A 17,120-nucleotide genomic window follows, 5' to 3' on the forward strand; every position below is an offset into this window, starting at 1 on the left:
TTCATAAATAAATTCCTTTCGGTTGTCGTAGGCGGAAACCCACTGCCCTTGGGCGGTGGGAGGAGCCTTGTAAATTGTTATCCAAGAACATACATGCTATAATGTACTCAACAGCAAGTTTTACGAGAAAACCGTTAGGTGCGCTGTTCACCAAAGGCACTCTTTGTACATTGGCAAGTATATATGAGGTTGTAACACATAAGTCTTGGTGTTACGTAAAATATACTCAAGCATTAGCGTTTACTGTACGGCATGGGAATATATTATCCGTGAGGTTAATATATAGAGTACCTGATACAGTTACAGATAAGCATGTCTTGTCTGTAAGGGGCGGTGTCGACCGTCCCATGATGCGACCCCACGGAAGTTACACCGACAAAATGTAGGAGTTATTGCAACAAACTACAGGGGAGTCGCAAGCCACGTACCTTTAGGTGCGTGGTAGTTGACAAGGCAATATTCCTCCAAGTTATTCGTATCATAATCACATAAGAAATACTATGATTTGATCACGAAACGACCTTTTTCATATCTGAAAGGGCAAAAAAGAGCCGGATAGAAATATTTTTCCATCCGACTTTACATTAACAATATAACTTTTAACCATACTGTTTAAATCTGAACATCAATCGAACCCCCATCTGAAACCGGAGCTGCCATTGCCGGCATTGATACGGTTACCCCCTGCACTACCGGGCTTCCAACCGCTGCAGAAGCTGACTGTCCACCTCCCATACCGGGAATACTTCCGGCTTTTCCAAGCTCATGCTTGATCATATCTTTAAGGTATTCCATATTTGCTTTTACAATAGCCTTGTTTTCCGAAGCCCTATGCTTCCGCTTTAGATCCTCAAAATCCTCTTTGCTCATATGCGGATCTACTACTTCCATATCTTCAAGCATCTCCATGGTTTCTTCCAGCTCTTCCAGTTCTTCTTTGCCAAATTCAGAGATCATCTTGTTCAGATCAGCCATCATTTCATCCGAAACATTAGCTCCGCTTTCTTCTATCTGCGAGAGAGCTTCCTGCAACTGAACCGCCCCCTCACTTTGTTCGGCGGCATTTCGGTCGTCACATCTTAAATCCGCTTCGCGGATGGTGACTCCCTCCAACATCTCCTCGCGCTCATCGAAGATTTGGTCTTCTTTCTCAGTGATCTTTTCTTCCTCTGCCTGTGTTATGGCACTCTGAATACCCCGAACAGCATCTTCCTGTTCGTCAAGGCGCTCATCCTGCTTCTGAGCACGAGCCACCATTTCTTCCAGTTCCAGATGATGTTTCTTTTTCCTTGCCACCATTTCCATGCGCTTTGCATGGGTTAAAGCAAACTGTAGTTCCTCAGGATCACCATCCCCCGCAGAAATCTTTCTCTTTATCTGCGTCACAGCTCTTTTTGCTGCCAGTACTGCCTGCCCGGCACTGTTTGATGTCTTGGCACTCTGTATTTTGGATGCAACCTCTTTATAATTATAGGTCGGCTTAGGCGCTGTCTCTTCCTCTGCTGCATCCGGGGAACCGGATGATGTCAGAAAATCATTTATTTTTTATTATTCTGATCTTGCTGAGAATCCTGCTTCAGTGAGCGTATCATCTGCCGCATCTGCTGTGATAATCCTTTTCGATCATTAACCTCATTGTCTGTTCTTCTGTCAAAGCTTGATACAAAAGGATTTACCGGCATCTTTCCCATAATTGTATTCTTCATGGCTCCGTCAGTCTTCTGAGCATAGAGATTCCCCTGGGCATTCTTCATGTACTGTGAACTATATAGATTATTCGCAATAAATGATATATTCATGCCGTACCCCGCTCTTTTCCATCAGCCTCTGAAATCTATCTTTGTTCCTACCATCTGCTCGGCCTGAGTCATAACTTTTCCGGATGCATTATTATATGAGTATGTCTGCACCTTGGAGAGAAGTTCATCCATGGAATCTGCTTCGAATGTTACATATTCCTCGTCATCTTTAATCCTGGAATCATCTTTATCAGTATCTTCCTTTTCAGCTTTTTTATCCCTGGCTTTTTGGATACGTTCCTCCTGCGCCTTCTTTTCCGCTTTCTTCTTCTCCTGAAGTTTATGAGCCTTCTTCTCTGCTGCTTTCTTTTCTGTACGCTTTTTCTGAAGATCTGAAGATTTATTTACAGTGGCAAAGAAACTCTCCTTACCATTAGAATCAACACTCATCCCAAAATTCTTTACACTTGCGCCGCTGCTGGCAAGTCCCATCTTAGCCTCTGACATCTTTGTCTGTGCCATGGCAATGATTCCCTCATATTTTTTGCGATATGGTTCATCCGTCGCCATCCGCTCAAGCTTCTCTTCATCTATAAGGACTACCATTTTGTTGGCATTGCCATAGGAGGCAGCATTCTGCTGGACCTGTGCTTTCATATCCTTGCTGACAGCAATGAACTCCATATTATGATATTTTGATTTCAGCGAATGATAGTAGTCCTTTGCCTTATCGGAAAGCTGCACATCTCCAATAGTCATCCCATATTCAGTTTTTCTGGGCACAAGTGAACTCGTGGTATCTATCGGACTCCACGCTTTTGTTTCTACTTTTGCCTGCTGAGAATTTTTTGCTGAACCAGCCTGATCTGCCCTACCTGTATCAGGAGTCTTAGACACTCCCGATTTCTCGTTATAGACACTCTGATTTATCTGCTGATATGCAGAAATGCCATTAATTCCTGTCATACTGATCTACCTCCTTGTAAAAAAGCCGACATCCTTTTCATTCATTTATATCTAAAAACGCATAGTAAGACACTTATCCATTTCTTATATATCTTTTATCGTCTTAACTTCTGCAGGAATACACCCTTAAATTGTAAAAAAAGTATAAAGTTCTTTGTACCCTTATTGTTGTACGAAAAAAGGCCTTCAGAAAACAATTCCTGAAGGTCTTCCATATTACTGTAATACCAGCCCATAAATCACAGATCATCTGTCTTTCCACCTCGCATCCAATCCATAGAACATAAGTATTCATAAAAAGTCATGTATTCCGGAACAGGCCATTTTCCCTCAACATACTCAATCAGATCCGAATCAGCGCTATACTCATCATCGATGCATTTCCCGTATACAGTTAATTCATCGCTACTATTCCCAGTCCAGTAATCTCCTGTTTCCACATCAAATACCAGTGTCTGATACTCCTTTCCGCTGTTAGGCAGCAAATCGTCACCCGCAAGATCAAGTACAATGAAGTGATAGTGTTCTAATGTGGCAGCTTGCTCCTTAAGCCCATCCAGGCCCTGGTTTACACTACTGGTTGAATAATTCGAACTGTTTCCTTTGACATTCTTATATGTTCGATATATTGCTTCATAGTTGTCATTATGGCGATAAAAATCATTTAAATCATATTTCATGGTATGCCTGAATGTATTGGAATCTAAATACCACTCTTGCTCTTCCTCATCATAATCTTCTGTCAGTGATACAAATGAGCATTTGTGTACTTTTGGACACTGAACCTGTTCATCTTCAGAAGCATTTGCTGATAGTGAGAAATTCTTTCCACATCCAGTCAGTCCTAAACTCAAGGATAATATGGTAATTGCCAACAATACTCGTTTCATAGAATTATTCCCACCTTTAAACTTCATGAGATTTATCTTTTAAAGATTCCCAATAAATATTACCACTCATATATCCAAAAGTCTTTTCGTCGCAGAACCTTTTAATCAGTTCAGCCTGTAACTCCGCATAAAAATCCTTACCCGACTGCTTAAATGTAAGGTGTGAAAACAGATTTGACTTGGTAAAGTCTGATATAGACGCGCAGTTGTCAATCAGAGCCTCCATAATCCTGGCTGTTTCATCGACATTTTTCTCATATGCAGCAAGTTCTAACTGTACTGATTTTTCCTGATAAACACCCATGTCAAAACATTTTGCTACATTTTCATTGGCATCAGCTACTCTATGAGCCTGTTCCAAATTGCCGTCTTCCTCACACAGAACCTGCAACGCATTCATTATAATGCGAAGCCGATTAACTTCTGCAAGCATCAGCTCTTCATATGCTACATAAGCTTCGCTAATCCGTCCTGTTTTCGTAAATATATTTGCCTGGAGCACTTTGCGTTCCGGATTGTCCTCTGAATAGTATTGGAGATACTTTTCTGCAGTTTGATAATCCTCTTTTCTGCAATAATAATGAAAAAGCGATTCCGCTGCCGATTTCCGGATTGATAAATCCTCTGATCCCAACAACCCAGAAAACCATGAACGGATTGCCTCATCATATTGGCCGCTGTTGTCTACTTCATTAAGAAGTCTCGCCGCATTGAGTACAACAGCTACTTGCCACTTCAGCTTCTCGTTGCAGGGATATTCTTCAATTTTCTTTTTAGCATCAGCAAAGACATCCTCAAATGGCTCCTGCTTCAATCTCCTATCCAATTCCTTGATGAAGATATCGATCTCTTTATCAGTGAAATCATCTTTAAATGACAGTAGTTCATCAGTAGAAATGCCAAATAATCTTGCAATAGGCACTAATAGCGAGATATCCGGAAGGGTATTGTCCTTCTCCCATTTATTTACCGCAGGAGTACTCACTCCAAGCCGGATAGCCATTTCCTCTTGTGTCAACCCTTTTTCTTTGCGGTACTTTCTTATAACTTTTCCAATAGTCATCTGCTATATCCTCCAAACAGTATTGGAACCGGTTCAATAATAATGATACCTAAGAGGATCTGATTTTGCTATTGAATTCAGGTTAATCATTTGGAAATATTTTTAATCAATGAGAAATTCTTGATTCTTCATATATAAAAAGGCATGTGCCTGTTATTTAAGGCACACACCCTTTAATCTTCCAATAACATGCTTATAGTACCTGTAATCCCTCAACTATATTTAGCAGATCTCCATATCCAGCCTTCTGAACCAACCGGTTCATTCCATCCAGGACCTCTTCCTTTGAAAAGTCATGTTCTGTCAGGAAGCTTTCACTTTTCTCTGATAAATATTGATAGAACAAGGCTGCAGCAGCAACATTTTCTTTATCGGAATAATCGATATTATCCAAGAGCTGATTTTCAGCTTCGTTTATCATTCCCTGATCAATCATCATTAGGAAATCCTCAAGCTTTTTCCCTGAAACTTCATATCCATTATCTTTTTCCATTTCTACCGCAACATATTTTTTGCCAAGCATCAATGAGAAGAGGACTCTTGCTACTTCTTTGATAATCCTCATGATATAGTCTTTTTCATCATCAAATGTCATAGGTCACCTCCGTTAATAGTCGGAGCTGCATTACTTGGTATGCTTTGACGATATTGATGATAACAGCCTCAGAACGCCTAATGAAACTGCAAATATTACAATAAAGAATAACAGAGAGTACTTCAGTTCCTGCCCGGGAATAGCCTTACTTAACATAAAGAAAAATGCAACGGTAAAAACTATTGTGCATGCTAAGCTACTGATAACGTCTTTTTTTAATGTATCCCCGTTGCTCTTAGGATAATTCCATGCCCCGGCTCTTACTATCAGCATCAGGTAAGCCATCCCGCCAAGTAGCACTGCAACCGTCTCTCCTATAACCAATTTCATATCCATGAAGGCAATCATCTGAATCAATATGGCTATCGCACTTATGATAAAGATGGTAACAAATCCATAATTACTTGCTTTTACGGCTGCCTTTTTCTGTTCATCAGTATACTCTGCTACAGTTTTAAGTGTTTCCTTTAATTCTTTATCCATCTCGCTTTTCCTTTCTCCATTTAGAAGCTCCTTGACATCGATATCATAATAATCTGCAAGCTCTATCATGATAGAAAGATCCGGCATGTTTGTTCCCGTCTCCCACCGTGATACAGTCCTGCCAGAAACATTTAATATTTCAGCAAGCTGCTCCTGTGTTAAGTTTTTCTCCTTACGAAGTACCCGTAAGAATGCTCCAATTTTCTGTGAATCCATTAGCTCCTCCTTTCACTCACAGAATATAGAAAGCTGTCTAATACAAACACGACACAAAGCGAGAAATGCCGTTTTTATGCTATTAGACAGACTTGTCTAATACATTATAGCCATAAAAATAGCAGTACACAATTTAATAAATCATGTACTGCCATGTATGCATTCACTATATGTTATATCTGTTTTAGTTTGGTACTGGTCCACCAAGCACCATTGAGAAATATAGCACCATCAAAGCAGCAATTGGCAAAATCAATAATCCAATGCCTAAAGCTAAAGTCTTTGCATAGGTAAGCTTCTGTCTTTTTCTATGAATGCTAATTGCTATAAGCAACGCCGAAATACATAGGCAGGCTATTGGCAGACAGACGAAAATGAATCCTTCTACCTGCATCAGGTAGATCAGTTACCCTTTTTATGCAAACAAATCATCCAAAGTTATTACATTAACAAATATCCCACTATATGAATTTTTCTTTAAACCATAAGTCGTTACAAGTGTGTTCCTGACTACTTTTTTTCGGGAAATCTTTTCCATAACAAGCCTGTCCCTTGTTCGCATCTTTTCTTCATAATTGTAGTCAACTGAAAACTCACCACTATAAAATTTCAGTTCACAGAGGTTCACCACATTATCTGCACGATCTATCAGCAAGTCTATTTGGGGCCCTTCGGAATCATCACTTTTTTCTTTTATCCACATAGACATACTTGCTTCGACGCCATTAATCTCAAGGGCTTTCTTTATCTGAGGATAATGCAGATAACATACATTCTCAAAAGCCAAACCTCTCCAGATATTTAAAACGCTTGAATTAACATTGTGTTGCCAGAAATTTTCTCTATTCCTCTTCCCTTTGATAAAATTTAAATATGTCAGGCAATACGGATCCGACAATCTATATTTTTCTTCTCTTTTGCCGTCTGCAAATGGGATGTACTTTATCAAAAAGTCACTTTCTTCTAGTGATGCCAATATCTTGTTAAGCTCGCTGCCCGAGACATCTTTAAACTTTCCGGCTATTTCACTTCTTGTATATCCAATACCCTTTTCAAATAAGAACTCAACAATTTCCCTGGTTTTTGTAGGCTTATCAAATGCTGATGTGAAGAGATTATCATATTCTCCTTTTAGCAAAGGGTTTTCATCGAACAATATCCTGTCAATATTCTGAGCAAGGCTCAACCTTCCGTCCATATATCCAAGATAATAAGGAACTCCACCAAACACCATGTAACTTTGCGTAATATCATACCTTGAAAACTGGATATTTTGACTTAAGAAGTATTCTTCACACTCTCTTAGTGTAAACGGTAACAACTTAATCTTGTGGGTAATTCTATTATAAAGACCACCTTTATTACTTATCAGCTTATTCTGAATCCACGAGTTAGCGCTTCCGCATACTATCAGCATGATATTTCCGCGTTCATTGCACCAGCCATTATAGAATTCTTCGAACGCAGTAATAAATCTGGATCTTTTTGTATCCATCCAGGGGAGTTCATCGATAAAAACTACCTGCTTTGAGCCATCGTCTTTTTCAGTCAGCAGTTTCTTAAGCATAAAGAAGGCTTCAAGCCAACTGGATGGTTTTGCACTTTTTTTCATTCCGTACATTTGCAGAGACAAATAAAAGCTTTCAAGCTGGTCGTTTAATGTAACTTTTTCACCTTTTTCATTGACAGGTGACAACCCCGTGTGATGAAAAGCATACCGTCCCCTGAACGTATTGTTTACAAGATACGTCTTTCCTACTCGCCTTCTGCCATAAATAACCACAAAGTCTGACTGGTTTCTGTCATATAGTCTATTTAGTTCTTCCTGTTCTTTTATTCTTCCTATCATACTTTAATTATATCTTATTTGTCCTATAAGTCAATTTATATTGCATTACAGGACAAATAAACGGCATTTTAAGTCTTTTATTTGTCCTGTAATGTATAAAAATATTATTTTTAGGATAATTATATTTATTATTCCATGCCCAATCATTGTACATGTTCAAAATCAGTTTTTATCAGCATTTCTTTTATACAAAACCATTAGAATTACCCCTATTGATATGAGCGCAAAATATAATATCGCTGTGTACTTGAAAAAAACATGTAAAAATACGTCCCCAGTAGTCAGTTCACTAAGTAGCGCTTCATAAACCATCTCCAGGTTAAGTACTACGAGTGAGGCATATGCAGTAACCGGAAAGCTCACGTCATCCTTTATGCTCCTGAAAATCTCAATTGAAATGATCAGAAGATTCAATAGAAAAACTACAAGAAACTGTTTTTCAATAAATGGCCCAACCTGCACAGGCTCCATACCAAAAGGCATCACACCATGCATGATCTTTAAGATGCACCAGCCAAACATAAGAGAGCTATATACTCCGCTTATTAGGGAAGCTGCAAATCTTGCAAGATCTGGCCTGGATAGAATCCTCATTGAGGGCTTCCCTCTCGAAGAAATCATCATAAATATGACCATAGCAGCCATGATAGCAAGGATTAATGGATAAAAATCTGCATAAAGTGGGAAAATCGACGGTCCATGGAATATGCCATATCCTGCCACGATGATAATAACTCCATAAATGGTACAAACAAGTGCCCTAAGAAGTTTTTTTCTAACACTCAAAAACATAAAAATACCAATAAGTATCAAAGCAATACCTGGTAAAAGTTCAGAATTACGCACCCTCTTTACTAAAAATCATCCGAATATGACCTACAGCATAGCGTCCTCTGGCAGAAAGAAGAATCCTACCCCTTTCGACGTAGGACTCTTTTTACAAAGGTATTTTTGCTTACAATAACATAATCAAAACTGAACTCTGTTTGAAAAATGTGACTTCATAGGTTCTTCCGGGTCATTGCCATCAGTTTGATATAATATCACAGCTGTTAATTCATGATTTACACTATTATCCGGAGAGTATTTAAAAGGTATCGTTACTTTCTTATTGGCACCCAGTTCCATAGTGTAGCTTTCTATTTCTTCGTAATTATCGAAAACAATGGCCGAAATGTACTTATCATCATCATAACTACCGGCAAAAGATAATTCATATGATTCATCATCTTTTTTTTCAATACTTATATTGGTATATTTAGTATCACTGGTATCCGCCTGATAAGTTATAGGATTATTCAATTCTGTATCATCATCGACAATAAAGGTGCTTCTCATAGAGCCATCCATAAATCCATCTGTCATAGGATCAGACTCGCTTACTTTCATGCCTGCATTAATAGTCATTAAAAAAACAAGATCATGTCTGCCAGGTAGAAACTTACCCAAATCAATAGGAATATCTGTTTCTGAAGAATTGGGAATCTCTATAGTATAATTCATACATTCCTTCCCATTTACCATGAAAGGTATTTGATGATAATTATCAAGCGCAACTACAGTAAAAGTATATGTATCGCCTAAATCATTGCTTATGTGACAATATACCGATAAATCATCTGTGCTTTTTACATAATTGATCATGTCATGTAAGCACTCGCCTTGGCGAGTATATATACCATGCCCATATCCTTCGGCATCCTCAAGCCCTTCAATTTTTTTTGTTTAATACTAGGCAATTCAGATTTATGAACTTGCAAGCCAATAATGTTTGACGTGCTATTATCCATTTTGGAGCCACATCCAGATATAATTAAAATGGATAATGATAGCACTATAGTATTAAATATTTTTCTCTTTTTCATTTCATTCTCCTTTACATTCAAATTATCGATCAGTTTTACTTATATTTCTTTTATCCAAGACCATTAGAACCACCACTACTAATATAAACCCACAATATAGAAACGCTGTATACTTGGCAAAAACATAAATAAATACGTCCCCAGTAGTCAGCTCACTAAGTAGCGCCTCATATACCAGCTCCAGGTTAAGTACTACGAGTGAGGCATATGCAGTAACCGGAAAGCTCACGTCATCCTTTATGCTCCTGAAAATCTCAATTGAAATGATCAGAAGATTCAATAGAAAAACTACAAGAAACTGTTTTTCAATAAATGGCCCAACCTGCACAGGCTCCATACCAAAAGGCATCACACCATGCATGATCTTTAAGATGCACCAGCCAAACATAAGAGAGCTATATACTCCGCTTATTAGGGAAGCTGCAAATCTTGCAAGATCTGGCTTAAACACTGTGATTTTCTCCATCCGCATTTCACAAGTACTTTATTCAGCCTGATATGTATTCTCGGTATCAAGCAGCCACGGAAGTATAAAAACCATTCCTATCTGTACTATAGGATCAGGGAACCCATCTTCAACAAGATCAACTTCCCCTTCCACATATACATTAAAGTCCGGAGCCAGTTCTATTCCTTTCTGCTCCTTGTCCCTCTCAATTATTCCCCCACATACATGGAAAAAGCCTCCACCAAAAATACTTTTTCCTCCATTCTTTTGGCAAAACCAATATGTTTCGCATACTTTCTTAGGAACTACCCCTATCTTCTCGAAAAATGCAGCGACTTCTTGTGGCATTGCATCACAAAATTTTATAAAGTTTCTGCATCCATCACACATACAGTCTATCTCCACGGAATTGTCTGAATAGTAAAATTTCCTGGTTCTTTTTACATCAATATCTACAACTGTCCCATTGAAATCTATAATCATTTTTCTGTCTCTTTAATCTTTTCAAATTAAGCCAAACGAAATTTAATAGTAAGCAAAATCGCAGTAATAATAAATCCATAAAACGGTGGCAATAAAATACAAATTATTCTTCCATCATCAAGTAAGTCTGTGCCAATTCCATACACCAAGAAACAAAGTGCATAAACTATTCCTCCTATGAAAGCTCTATTGTATTCTGTTTTAGAATAACATCATCCTTCCTTGCACATACACCACATAAAAGCGCCAGCCCCAGCAAAAATAAAGAAATATTACTGTTCCAAATACTCTTTTCACCTTCAAATGACCTCCATAAGTTAAGGCTTAATACATGTTACATATTAATAACGCTGACCCCTCCCTTTTCGGGACATATTTTTTCTATTTTTTTACAACATTCTCAGCAATTTTTATAAAGTCATCCCTGTTGGCTTTTCCAGTCACATAAAGTGCATAACCATCAATACTTGTGGCAAGGCTTCCATGTACTCCGTCATGATATAAAAATGCCTGCTGACCATTTATTGTAATGACTTCTTTCTTCATTCCTTCAGTATTCAGGTATGCATTAGCTTCTGGCATGCAGATGCTAATATCCAGCAAATCTCCATTCTCATCCTCATAGGTATATGTGGCAAACCCTGTCAAAACATCTTTGCTATATGAATGATATCCCTGAGGAATATATGTTGGTTCATAATCACCAAGATTGCTAGACTGCGCATCTTCACTTTCCTCAATGTGGAAAAGGGTATATGCTTTCGTGCTCTCCATTAACCAACTAACTACACTATTTCGGAATTCTGCATTAACACCCATAGCTGTTCCAAATGCCAGAAGCCCCACAACAAGTATTGCAGCTGCTGTCTTAGCGAACATCAAAATGATATTCTTCTGTTTTTTATGCTCTAATATATCTTCTGTTAAGCTACGCATTGCCTTTCTACAAGCTTCATACAGGGAATTTTCTGCAATACGTTCTCCTGCTTCAAGTCCCATCTCATGTGCAAGCTGTCTTTCAAAAAATTCCCTACGTATATCCGCCTCAGAGATTCCGTAGATTATTTCAACATTTTCGGGAGTCAGATCAAAGGCATATCTTCCAAGAAGTATCTCCTGCCCCTTTTGTGGAAGGTTCAGGATAATGTCCGCAAGCTTTTTTATTTCTGCTCTTCTTAGAACTTTTTCATGCACAGAACCTGTCCATTTTTCGATATCCGGTGCAAGTATGGATATCATCTCTTCACGTACAGTATATGAAAGCATTTCTTCAAACGTTGTATTCATCTGATTTATCCTCATATATCTTTCTCAGTTTCTGGATTACTCGTTGTCCTCGTTTCTTTGCTGCTTCTTCCGTAATAGATAATCTTCTGGCAATTTCAGAGTACTGCATTTCATATGTATAGCGCATTTCCAGCAGTTCCTTTTCTTCAAGGGACAATGTCTCAAGCAGTTTTCTTATAGAAGCCTTTTCTTCAGCCTGTATCACCGTTTCCTCCGGTGTAGGCTCATGAGATTTTACATCCTGCATACTTTCATCAGGCGCTGGTACCAAGTGACTTCTTTTTCTAAGCAGGTCATAGGCACAGTTTTTTACTATGGTCACACAGAATGCTGTCAGCTCATTTCTCTGTAATTCTGATATTCTCTGTATATTCAGCGAAATCTTTAATAGCGCCTCGCTTAAAGCTTCTTCAGCACTTCTTTCAGAACCGGTTATTCTATTGGCTATTTTCAGGAAAAGCTGATGATTATCCCTATAGATTTTTTCGACTAATCTCCGCTGATCGTCTTCAAGAACAGATAGAACCAGGAAAAGCATATCGTATAATATCCCCTGCTTTTTTGATTTATCATAACATAATTAAGCTTATGTAAACCATTATTCAGAAGCATGTCCTTTCGCATTTTTTGCAGTCCTCCAAGCCATTTTCTGCTTTAAGAATTATCATTACAACTATATAACGTTTGAAGGATTCATTTAGGGACATGATTTTTGAGGAATTTTAACTTTTTGAATAATTGATATTGTAAATATAGTTTACACTTTCTAGCTTAAATAATTTAAGCTAAATAACATTTTTTGTAAAAAGACAAAAAAAGAAAGCCCTGAAACATGGGCTTTCCACGAATTTCTTATTTTACACTTTTAGGTTAATCTGACATTCATTTTAGTCATTTATTACCAACTCAGTGGTTCTATAATACATGCAATTGTTTCCCATATCATCTACCAGTGTCCACCCATGTTCTGTTTCTTGCCAGAATAACTCCTCATCCGACATTTTACCTGAAGGGTCGTTTTCTAAATAATTATGTTTTAGTAACTCGTCACCTTCAGGTACATAGAGAATAAAATATAACTCTTCAGATTCATCCATTTCAAATATGTAACGATCATCTTTCTTTTGTATTTTTACGCTGTCTTTGGGTGAAGGTGTATATTCTTTTTTGTTGATAATAGTTCCGTTCTCGTCTATTTCAGCTTGTCTAAAAACGCAGCGACTATATACTGTTCGACCATCAAAGTCTTCATATTGCCATTTCTCATATTCATAATCGTTTAATGATGCGGAAAGTGATTCATTGCTATTTTCCATAACTAAATGATGGTACTGTATATCATACTTTTTTTGTTGTTCCAGAATATCTTCATAAATAAAATCCTTTCGTTTATCGTAGGCGGAAACCCACTACGCTTGCGTGGTGGGAGGAGCCTTGTAAATTGTTATCCAAGAACATATGTGCTATAATATACATAACAGCAAGTTCCAAGAGAAAACCGTTAGGCGCGCTGTTCGCCAAAGGCACTCTTTCGTACATTGGCAAGTATATATGAGGTTGCCGTTATAAGACTTGCAACGGCGTAAAATATACTCAAGCGTTTGCGTATACTGTATGGCATGGGAATATGTAATCCGTGAGGTTTACATACAGAGTACCTGATACAGTTACAGATGAGCATATCTTGTCTGTAAAGGGTGTTGTCAACCACCCTATGATGCATCACCACGGAAGTCACACCGCTAAAATGTAGGAGTTATTGCAACAAACTACAGGGTAGATGCAAGCCCATTACCTTTAGGTGATGGGTAGTTGACCATGAAATCCTCTCGCCTCTATAACCCCGTTCCCGTGGCAATATTTTCCCCTTAATTACAAAACTTTGGAAGCTGTTGCTCCAAATCCAATTAGTATGGCGAATACTAAAAATATTAAGTATCCGCCAACACATACTATTGCAAAAAACATTGCATATATAGCATCCAGCCATTCCTGGCTGCTATTTTGTAAGATCATAGTTGAGATGATCCCGCCAAGGATATTCGAAATCAGATTAACTGCACTTAAGGATAAGTATTTCCTCAAACTTGTGCTTGCACGTACATTTGCTACAACAAGCATTATAGATAATACAACTAATGGCAGTAATACGAATATATCGTCGGATGACATCCAGAACAGGATTGGTAATAAATTAAGTAGCAATAGCTTTTTATTTTCCCCATCCAAGCCTTTCATAATTAGTCATCCTCCATGCGAATATCCGGGATCTACTATTTACTTAACCTCGTCAGTAGTGCCGTCCTTTTTTACTACTTCGAGTCTGCATCCAAGTCCGAAAGCTGCTGCACAAGCTACGATAAGAACACTGGGTGCGACTGCAAAACCAAGGACACCACCGATGAGTCCGACATTTACAGGTATGCTGATGAGTACCTCATCGCCCTTCTTTACCTGGATCCTGTCAACATTTCCGTCCTTTACTGTTTCTTTAACCTTGTTGGCAAGCTTTTCGATATCATCTTCTAGCTCGCAAACCTTCGGCTGGAGATCCTTGATCGCCTTCTCTACATCGCCGCTTGCCTTTAAAAGTGCTTCCTTAGCAGCTGCATAATCAACTCCTGCCTGATTCATTACCTTTTCAATTTCTTCAAGTGTGATTTTCATAGTATTAAACCTCCTTACCTTCTTTTGCTATCAAACTAATAATGATTGCTACGATGAGTATCGGGAATGCTATGGAAAGAAGTCCTCCGAATACCAATGCGATAAGAATGATCGGAAGGAACACAACGCTAAATAGCACCTTGATCATGCTCCATGAAAACTCAAAAGCAAATCCTATCAGTTTTCCTACAAAACCAAACATACAAATCATAAATAACATTGTCAGTAACATTATCATCACCATCCTTCTATATGTACCAACATCTGTTGCTTGTCTATGATCATATTGTATGCAAAAAGTTCCATCTGTTACATATCAAGTAGAGCAAAAAACATGACTGTATTTTCCATTCTCGGCGTTTTAAAACGAAAAAACATTCATACAGATGTGAAAAAGGACAGAAGAAGTTCACAGTTGCTTCTTCTGTCCTTTGTTTTTAATGTATCTGCCTGTCCTGGCGATATTTTTCCATGTATTCCTGATTTATCTCACGGATTTCCTTCTTGCCGTCTATGAAGTCCTGATAAATATCCCAGGGGCTACCGCCGCCAAGCCAACACGATGAGCAGTTTTCGCAGCCACCGCCACAGTCAAGTGAGGACTTTATGATCTGCTCACGTTCTTCCTTTGTTGTGTCCTTGATCAGAATCGATTTCATGGGCGCCTCCTTTTAAAAAGTGGTCACGTCAATTCCGCACATGCGAATTGGTTCACTGCCCATTTCCTCGTAATCAATCCCTGCATAATGCAGTTCCTCCAGAAAGCACCGGAAGTATTCATCCGAGGAAAACGGCTGAAGAAATGATATGAAAAGGCTGTGATTGATGCACGCTATTATAAAAAATACATCTGTTATCTTTGACAAGGAAGTTACGTAAAACAATTCTTCGATATATGGATCTAATGGGCCAAAACTCCTACTGTTGGGGTAAGATACGCAGATGCTCGCAAGCGCAATATTAGGATCCGGAAGAGGCTCTCCGTCCTTTAGCTTCTTTATATCCCAGAGAGAATTCTCTTTCTGAATCTGCAGCATTATCTGCCCGCGGGCGATGGTACAAGCTTTTCCTATATCATCAAGGCATCGATCCTTTGGAAAATCAAGAGTTACGGCACCCGCGAACATGCGGTAATTGTCATGGTTGCCAAGAATCGCTTTGTTATCAGTGCAGATTGAAACAGTAACGGTTTTCGTGCTATCCGGATCATAACGTCTCGCTGCTCTCGCAGACAGTACCGCCATGATCGCATTAGGACTGCCATCTTTATCTCTGCAATACTGCATTATCTGTGATTCTGAAAACTTCAGGTAGAACACTTTTTTATCGCCATATGTTCCTCTGACCAGTCTGAAAAAATCATCGATTGGTTTCTTTTGGTAGAGCGGAGACTCTATAGCATCGAAATCAATATCTTTAAAAGGATTCCCTGACTCTGATTCCGGAATAACGTCTCCCGGAAGTCTGAATCCTGTTGAATCAAAGGTTTTGCCTGTAGCCTTTGACAAATACAGATACATCGCACTTTTGATATAGGGAAGAAGTCCTGCTCCGTCTGTAAGGGAATGCGCAAGCTCAAATGCAAGTTTATTGCCCTCGTACTTCCAGGCCGCAAGGTGATAATTGGAAGCTTCAGAGTTAAAATTGATCGGCTCCCAGGTATTCCGTACAGTCATGGGAAGTTCGTTCGGGACGGTGATCAGATCGTTGCCTTTGCGTGCTGCCTTTATGTAAAAATAAGGGAAGCGCACGCGAAGTTTTTCCACCGTATCCCGAAGAATATCGCCATCCACAGGCTCTTTTAAGGTCACGTTTACGCCCATGGTATTGTGATTTTCAGCATCAGACAGATTCAAGATTGGTTCGTAGAATTCCGGCATTCTCCGCTTCTCCTCTATTTCCTATGCCATCATCATGATAATCTAAGCCCCAGGGGCCAGGTCAAATCTATTTTAACTTAGAAAGCCATTTTATTTATTGGATGTCCTAAATCCAATTCGTCCGGTGATCACGGCTTCTATCACTAATATTGTTCCCACATAAACACTGGGTTTGGAAAAGCCATTGATGACATTGAGAAGTATGGCGATTGCAATAAGGCAAACAGTGATTATTCTGGATGCTATTACTATCTTTTTCTTCATATTCTCATCATCAAAATCAACCGCATATACTACAAGACCAAGGCTGACACATAAAGTGAATGTAGTAATAGCCATTGCTTTTCCTGTTCCGCGGCTGGTGTATAGATATAATAATCCGATAAACTGTATAATAAATGCAGCAACAAGCGATATCATCAATACTATTCTCTTGCCGGGCTCATCCTTTACCTCCGAGGTCATCGCAGCAAGTCTGAATATTCCAACAATATTAAGGAAAGCGCCTATTGCAAACAATATCCAGCCGAAAATCCCCATTTTTGCAGGCATAAAAGAAAAAATAACGCATCCACCAACTATCAGAGCTATGCATATCAATAACTCCTTAGGTGAAAAAGTTGGCTTATTCTTCGAATATTTCTCTTCAAGTTCTTTTAAATCAATTCCCATAGAATCTCCGCAGCTCC

22 protein-coding genes are annotated in these 17,120 nt (G+C 38.8%); all 22 read right to left on the reverse strand.

The features are described from left to right. Positions 1-612 precede the first annotated feature (612 nt). Entirely contained in the window at positions 613-1,386 is a 774-nt protein-coding gene (locus G586_RS0113280) for a hypothetical protein (RefSeq protein ID WP_026528151.1), read from the reverse strand. Between the two features lie 152 nt (positions 1,387-1,538). Further along, the gene (locus G586_RS0113285) at positions 1,539-1,799 is read right to left on the reverse strand and encodes a hypothetical protein (RefSeq protein WP_026528152.1); all 261 of its coding nucleotides are present in this window, start codon (positions 1,797-1,799) and stop codon (positions 1,539-1,541) included. A gap of 21 nt (positions 1,800-1,820) precedes the next feature. Beyond that, positions 1,821-2,705, reverse strand: a complete 885-nt coding sequence (locus G586_RS0113290; RefSeq protein ID WP_051204795.1) for a DUF6033 family protein — start codon at positions 2,703-2,705, stop codon at positions 1,821-1,823. Between the two features lie 239 nt (positions 2,706-2,944). After that, the gene (locus G586_RS0113295; protein ID WP_026528154.1) at positions 2,945-3,595 is read right to left on the reverse strand and encodes a hypothetical protein; all 651 of its coding nucleotides are present in this window, start codon (positions 3,593-3,595) and stop codon (positions 2,945-2,947) included. A gap of 16 nt (positions 3,596-3,611) precedes the next feature. Continuing rightward, a complete protein-coding gene (locus tag G586_RS0113300) occupies positions 3,612-4,658 on the reverse strand; it encodes a helix-turn-helix domain-containing protein (RefSeq protein WP_026528155.1) in 1,047 nt (348 codons plus the stop codon). 193 nt (positions 4,659-4,851) lie between these two features. After that, entirely contained in the window at positions 4,852-5,253 is a 402-nt protein-coding gene (locus G586_RS0113305; RefSeq protein WP_026528156.1) for a DUF6483 family protein, read from the reverse strand. Positions 5,254-5,283: 30 nt separating this feature from the next. Beyond that, entirely contained in the window at positions 5,284-5,952 is a 669-nt protein-coding gene (locus G586_RS23095; RefSeq protein ID WP_035773349.1) for a helix-turn-helix domain-containing protein, read from the reverse strand. 415 nt (positions 5,953-6,367) lie between these two features. Further along, a complete protein-coding gene (locus G586_RS0113315; protein WP_026528157.1) occupies positions 6,368-7,801 on the reverse strand; it encodes an AAA family ATPase in 1,434 nt (477 codons plus the stop codon). A gap of 162 nt (positions 7,802-7,963) precedes the next feature. After that, positions 7,964-8,587, reverse strand: a complete 624-nt coding sequence (locus G586_RS0113320; RefSeq protein ID WP_155834168.1) for a hypothetical protein — start codon at positions 8,585-8,587, stop codon at positions 7,964-7,966. Positions 8,588-8,770: 183 nt separating this feature from the next. Further along, the gene (locus G586_RS0113325) at positions 8,771-9,445 is read right to left on the reverse strand and encodes a hypothetical protein (RefSeq protein ID WP_026528159.1); all 675 of its coding nucleotides are present in this window, start codon (positions 9,443-9,445) and stop codon (positions 8,771-8,773) included. Next, positions 9,442-9,666 (reverse strand): hypothetical protein, encoded by a 225-nt coding sequence (locus tag G586_RS0113330; RefSeq protein WP_026528160.1) that lies wholly within the window; start codon positions 9,664-9,666, stop codon positions 9,442-9,444. The genes G586_RS0113325 and G586_RS0113330 overlap by 4 nt, the downstream gene beginning before the upstream one ends. Positions 9,667-9,688: 22 nt before the next feature. Continuing rightward, positions 9,689-10,117 carry a hypothetical protein gene (locus G586_RS0113335; protein WP_026528161.1) on the reverse strand — a complete coding sequence of 143 codons (429 nt, stop codon included), beginning with the start codon at positions 10,115-10,117 and terminating at the stop codon, positions 9,689-9,691. Between the two features lie 33 nt (positions 10,118-10,150). After that, positions 10,151-10,597, reverse strand: coding sequence for a hypothetical protein (locus G586_RS0113340; protein ID WP_026528162.1), 447 nt, complete (start codon positions 10,595-10,597; stop codon positions 10,151-10,153). Between the two features lie 381 nt (positions 10,598-10,978). After that, a complete protein-coding gene (locus G586_RS0113345) occupies positions 10,979-11,884 on the reverse strand; it encodes a DUF4367 domain-containing protein (RefSeq protein ID WP_026528163.1) in 906 nt (301 codons plus the stop codon). After that, positions 11,868-12,422: an RNA polymerase sigma factor gene (locus G586_RS0113350; RefSeq protein ID WP_026528164.1), complete on the reverse strand. Its 555-nt coding sequence runs from the start codon at positions 12,420-12,422 to the stop codon at positions 11,868-11,870. Before G586_RS0113350 ends, G586_RS0113345 begins: the two co-directional genes overlap by 17 nt. 349 nt (positions 12,423-12,771) lie before the next feature. Beyond that, positions 12,772-13,200, reverse strand: a complete 429-nt coding sequence (locus G586_RS0113355) for a hypothetical protein (protein WP_026528165.1) — start codon at positions 13,198-13,200, stop codon at positions 12,772-12,774. Between the two features lie 556 nt (positions 13,201-13,756). Beyond that, positions 13,757-14,122 (reverse strand): hypothetical protein, encoded by a 366-nt coding sequence (locus G586_RS0113360; protein ID WP_026528166.1) that lies wholly within the window; start codon positions 14,120-14,122, stop codon positions 13,757-13,759. 39 nt (positions 14,123-14,161) lie between these two features. Beyond that, on the reverse strand, positions 14,162-14,551 hold the full coding sequence (locus G586_RS23100) for a DUF4342 domain-containing protein (RefSeq protein ID WP_051204796.1): 390 nt from the start codon (positions 14,549-14,551) through the stop codon (positions 14,162-14,164). Positions 14,552-14,555: 4 nt separating this feature from the next. Continuing rightward, positions 14,556-14,753, reverse strand: coding sequence for a hypothetical protein (locus tag G586_RS0113370; protein WP_026528167.1), 198 nt, complete (start codon positions 14,751-14,753; stop codon positions 14,556-14,558). 235 nt (positions 14,754-14,988) lie between these two features. Continuing rightward, complete coding sequence (locus G586_RS0113375) at positions 14,989-15,210, reverse strand: hypothetical protein (protein ID WP_026528168.1); 222 nt, start codon at positions 15,208-15,210, stop codon at positions 14,989-14,991. 12 nt (positions 15,211-15,222) lie between these two features. Continuing rightward, a complete protein-coding gene (locus tag G586_RS0113380) occupies positions 15,223-16,431 on the reverse strand; it encodes a hypothetical protein (RefSeq protein ID WP_026528169.1) in 1,209 nt (402 codons plus the stop codon). Between the two features lie 90 nt (positions 16,432-16,521). Next, positions 16,522-17,103, reverse strand: a complete 582-nt coding sequence (locus tag G586_RS0113385) for a hypothetical protein (RefSeq protein WP_026528170.1) — start codon at positions 17,101-17,103, stop codon at positions 16,522-16,524. Positions 17,104-17,120 lie beyond the last annotated feature (17 nt).

The sequence above is a fragment of the Butyrivibrio sp. VCD2006 genome, assembly GCF_000423925.1.
Lineage (GTDB): Bacteria > Bacillota > Clostridia > Lachnospirales > Lachnospiraceae > Butyrivibrio.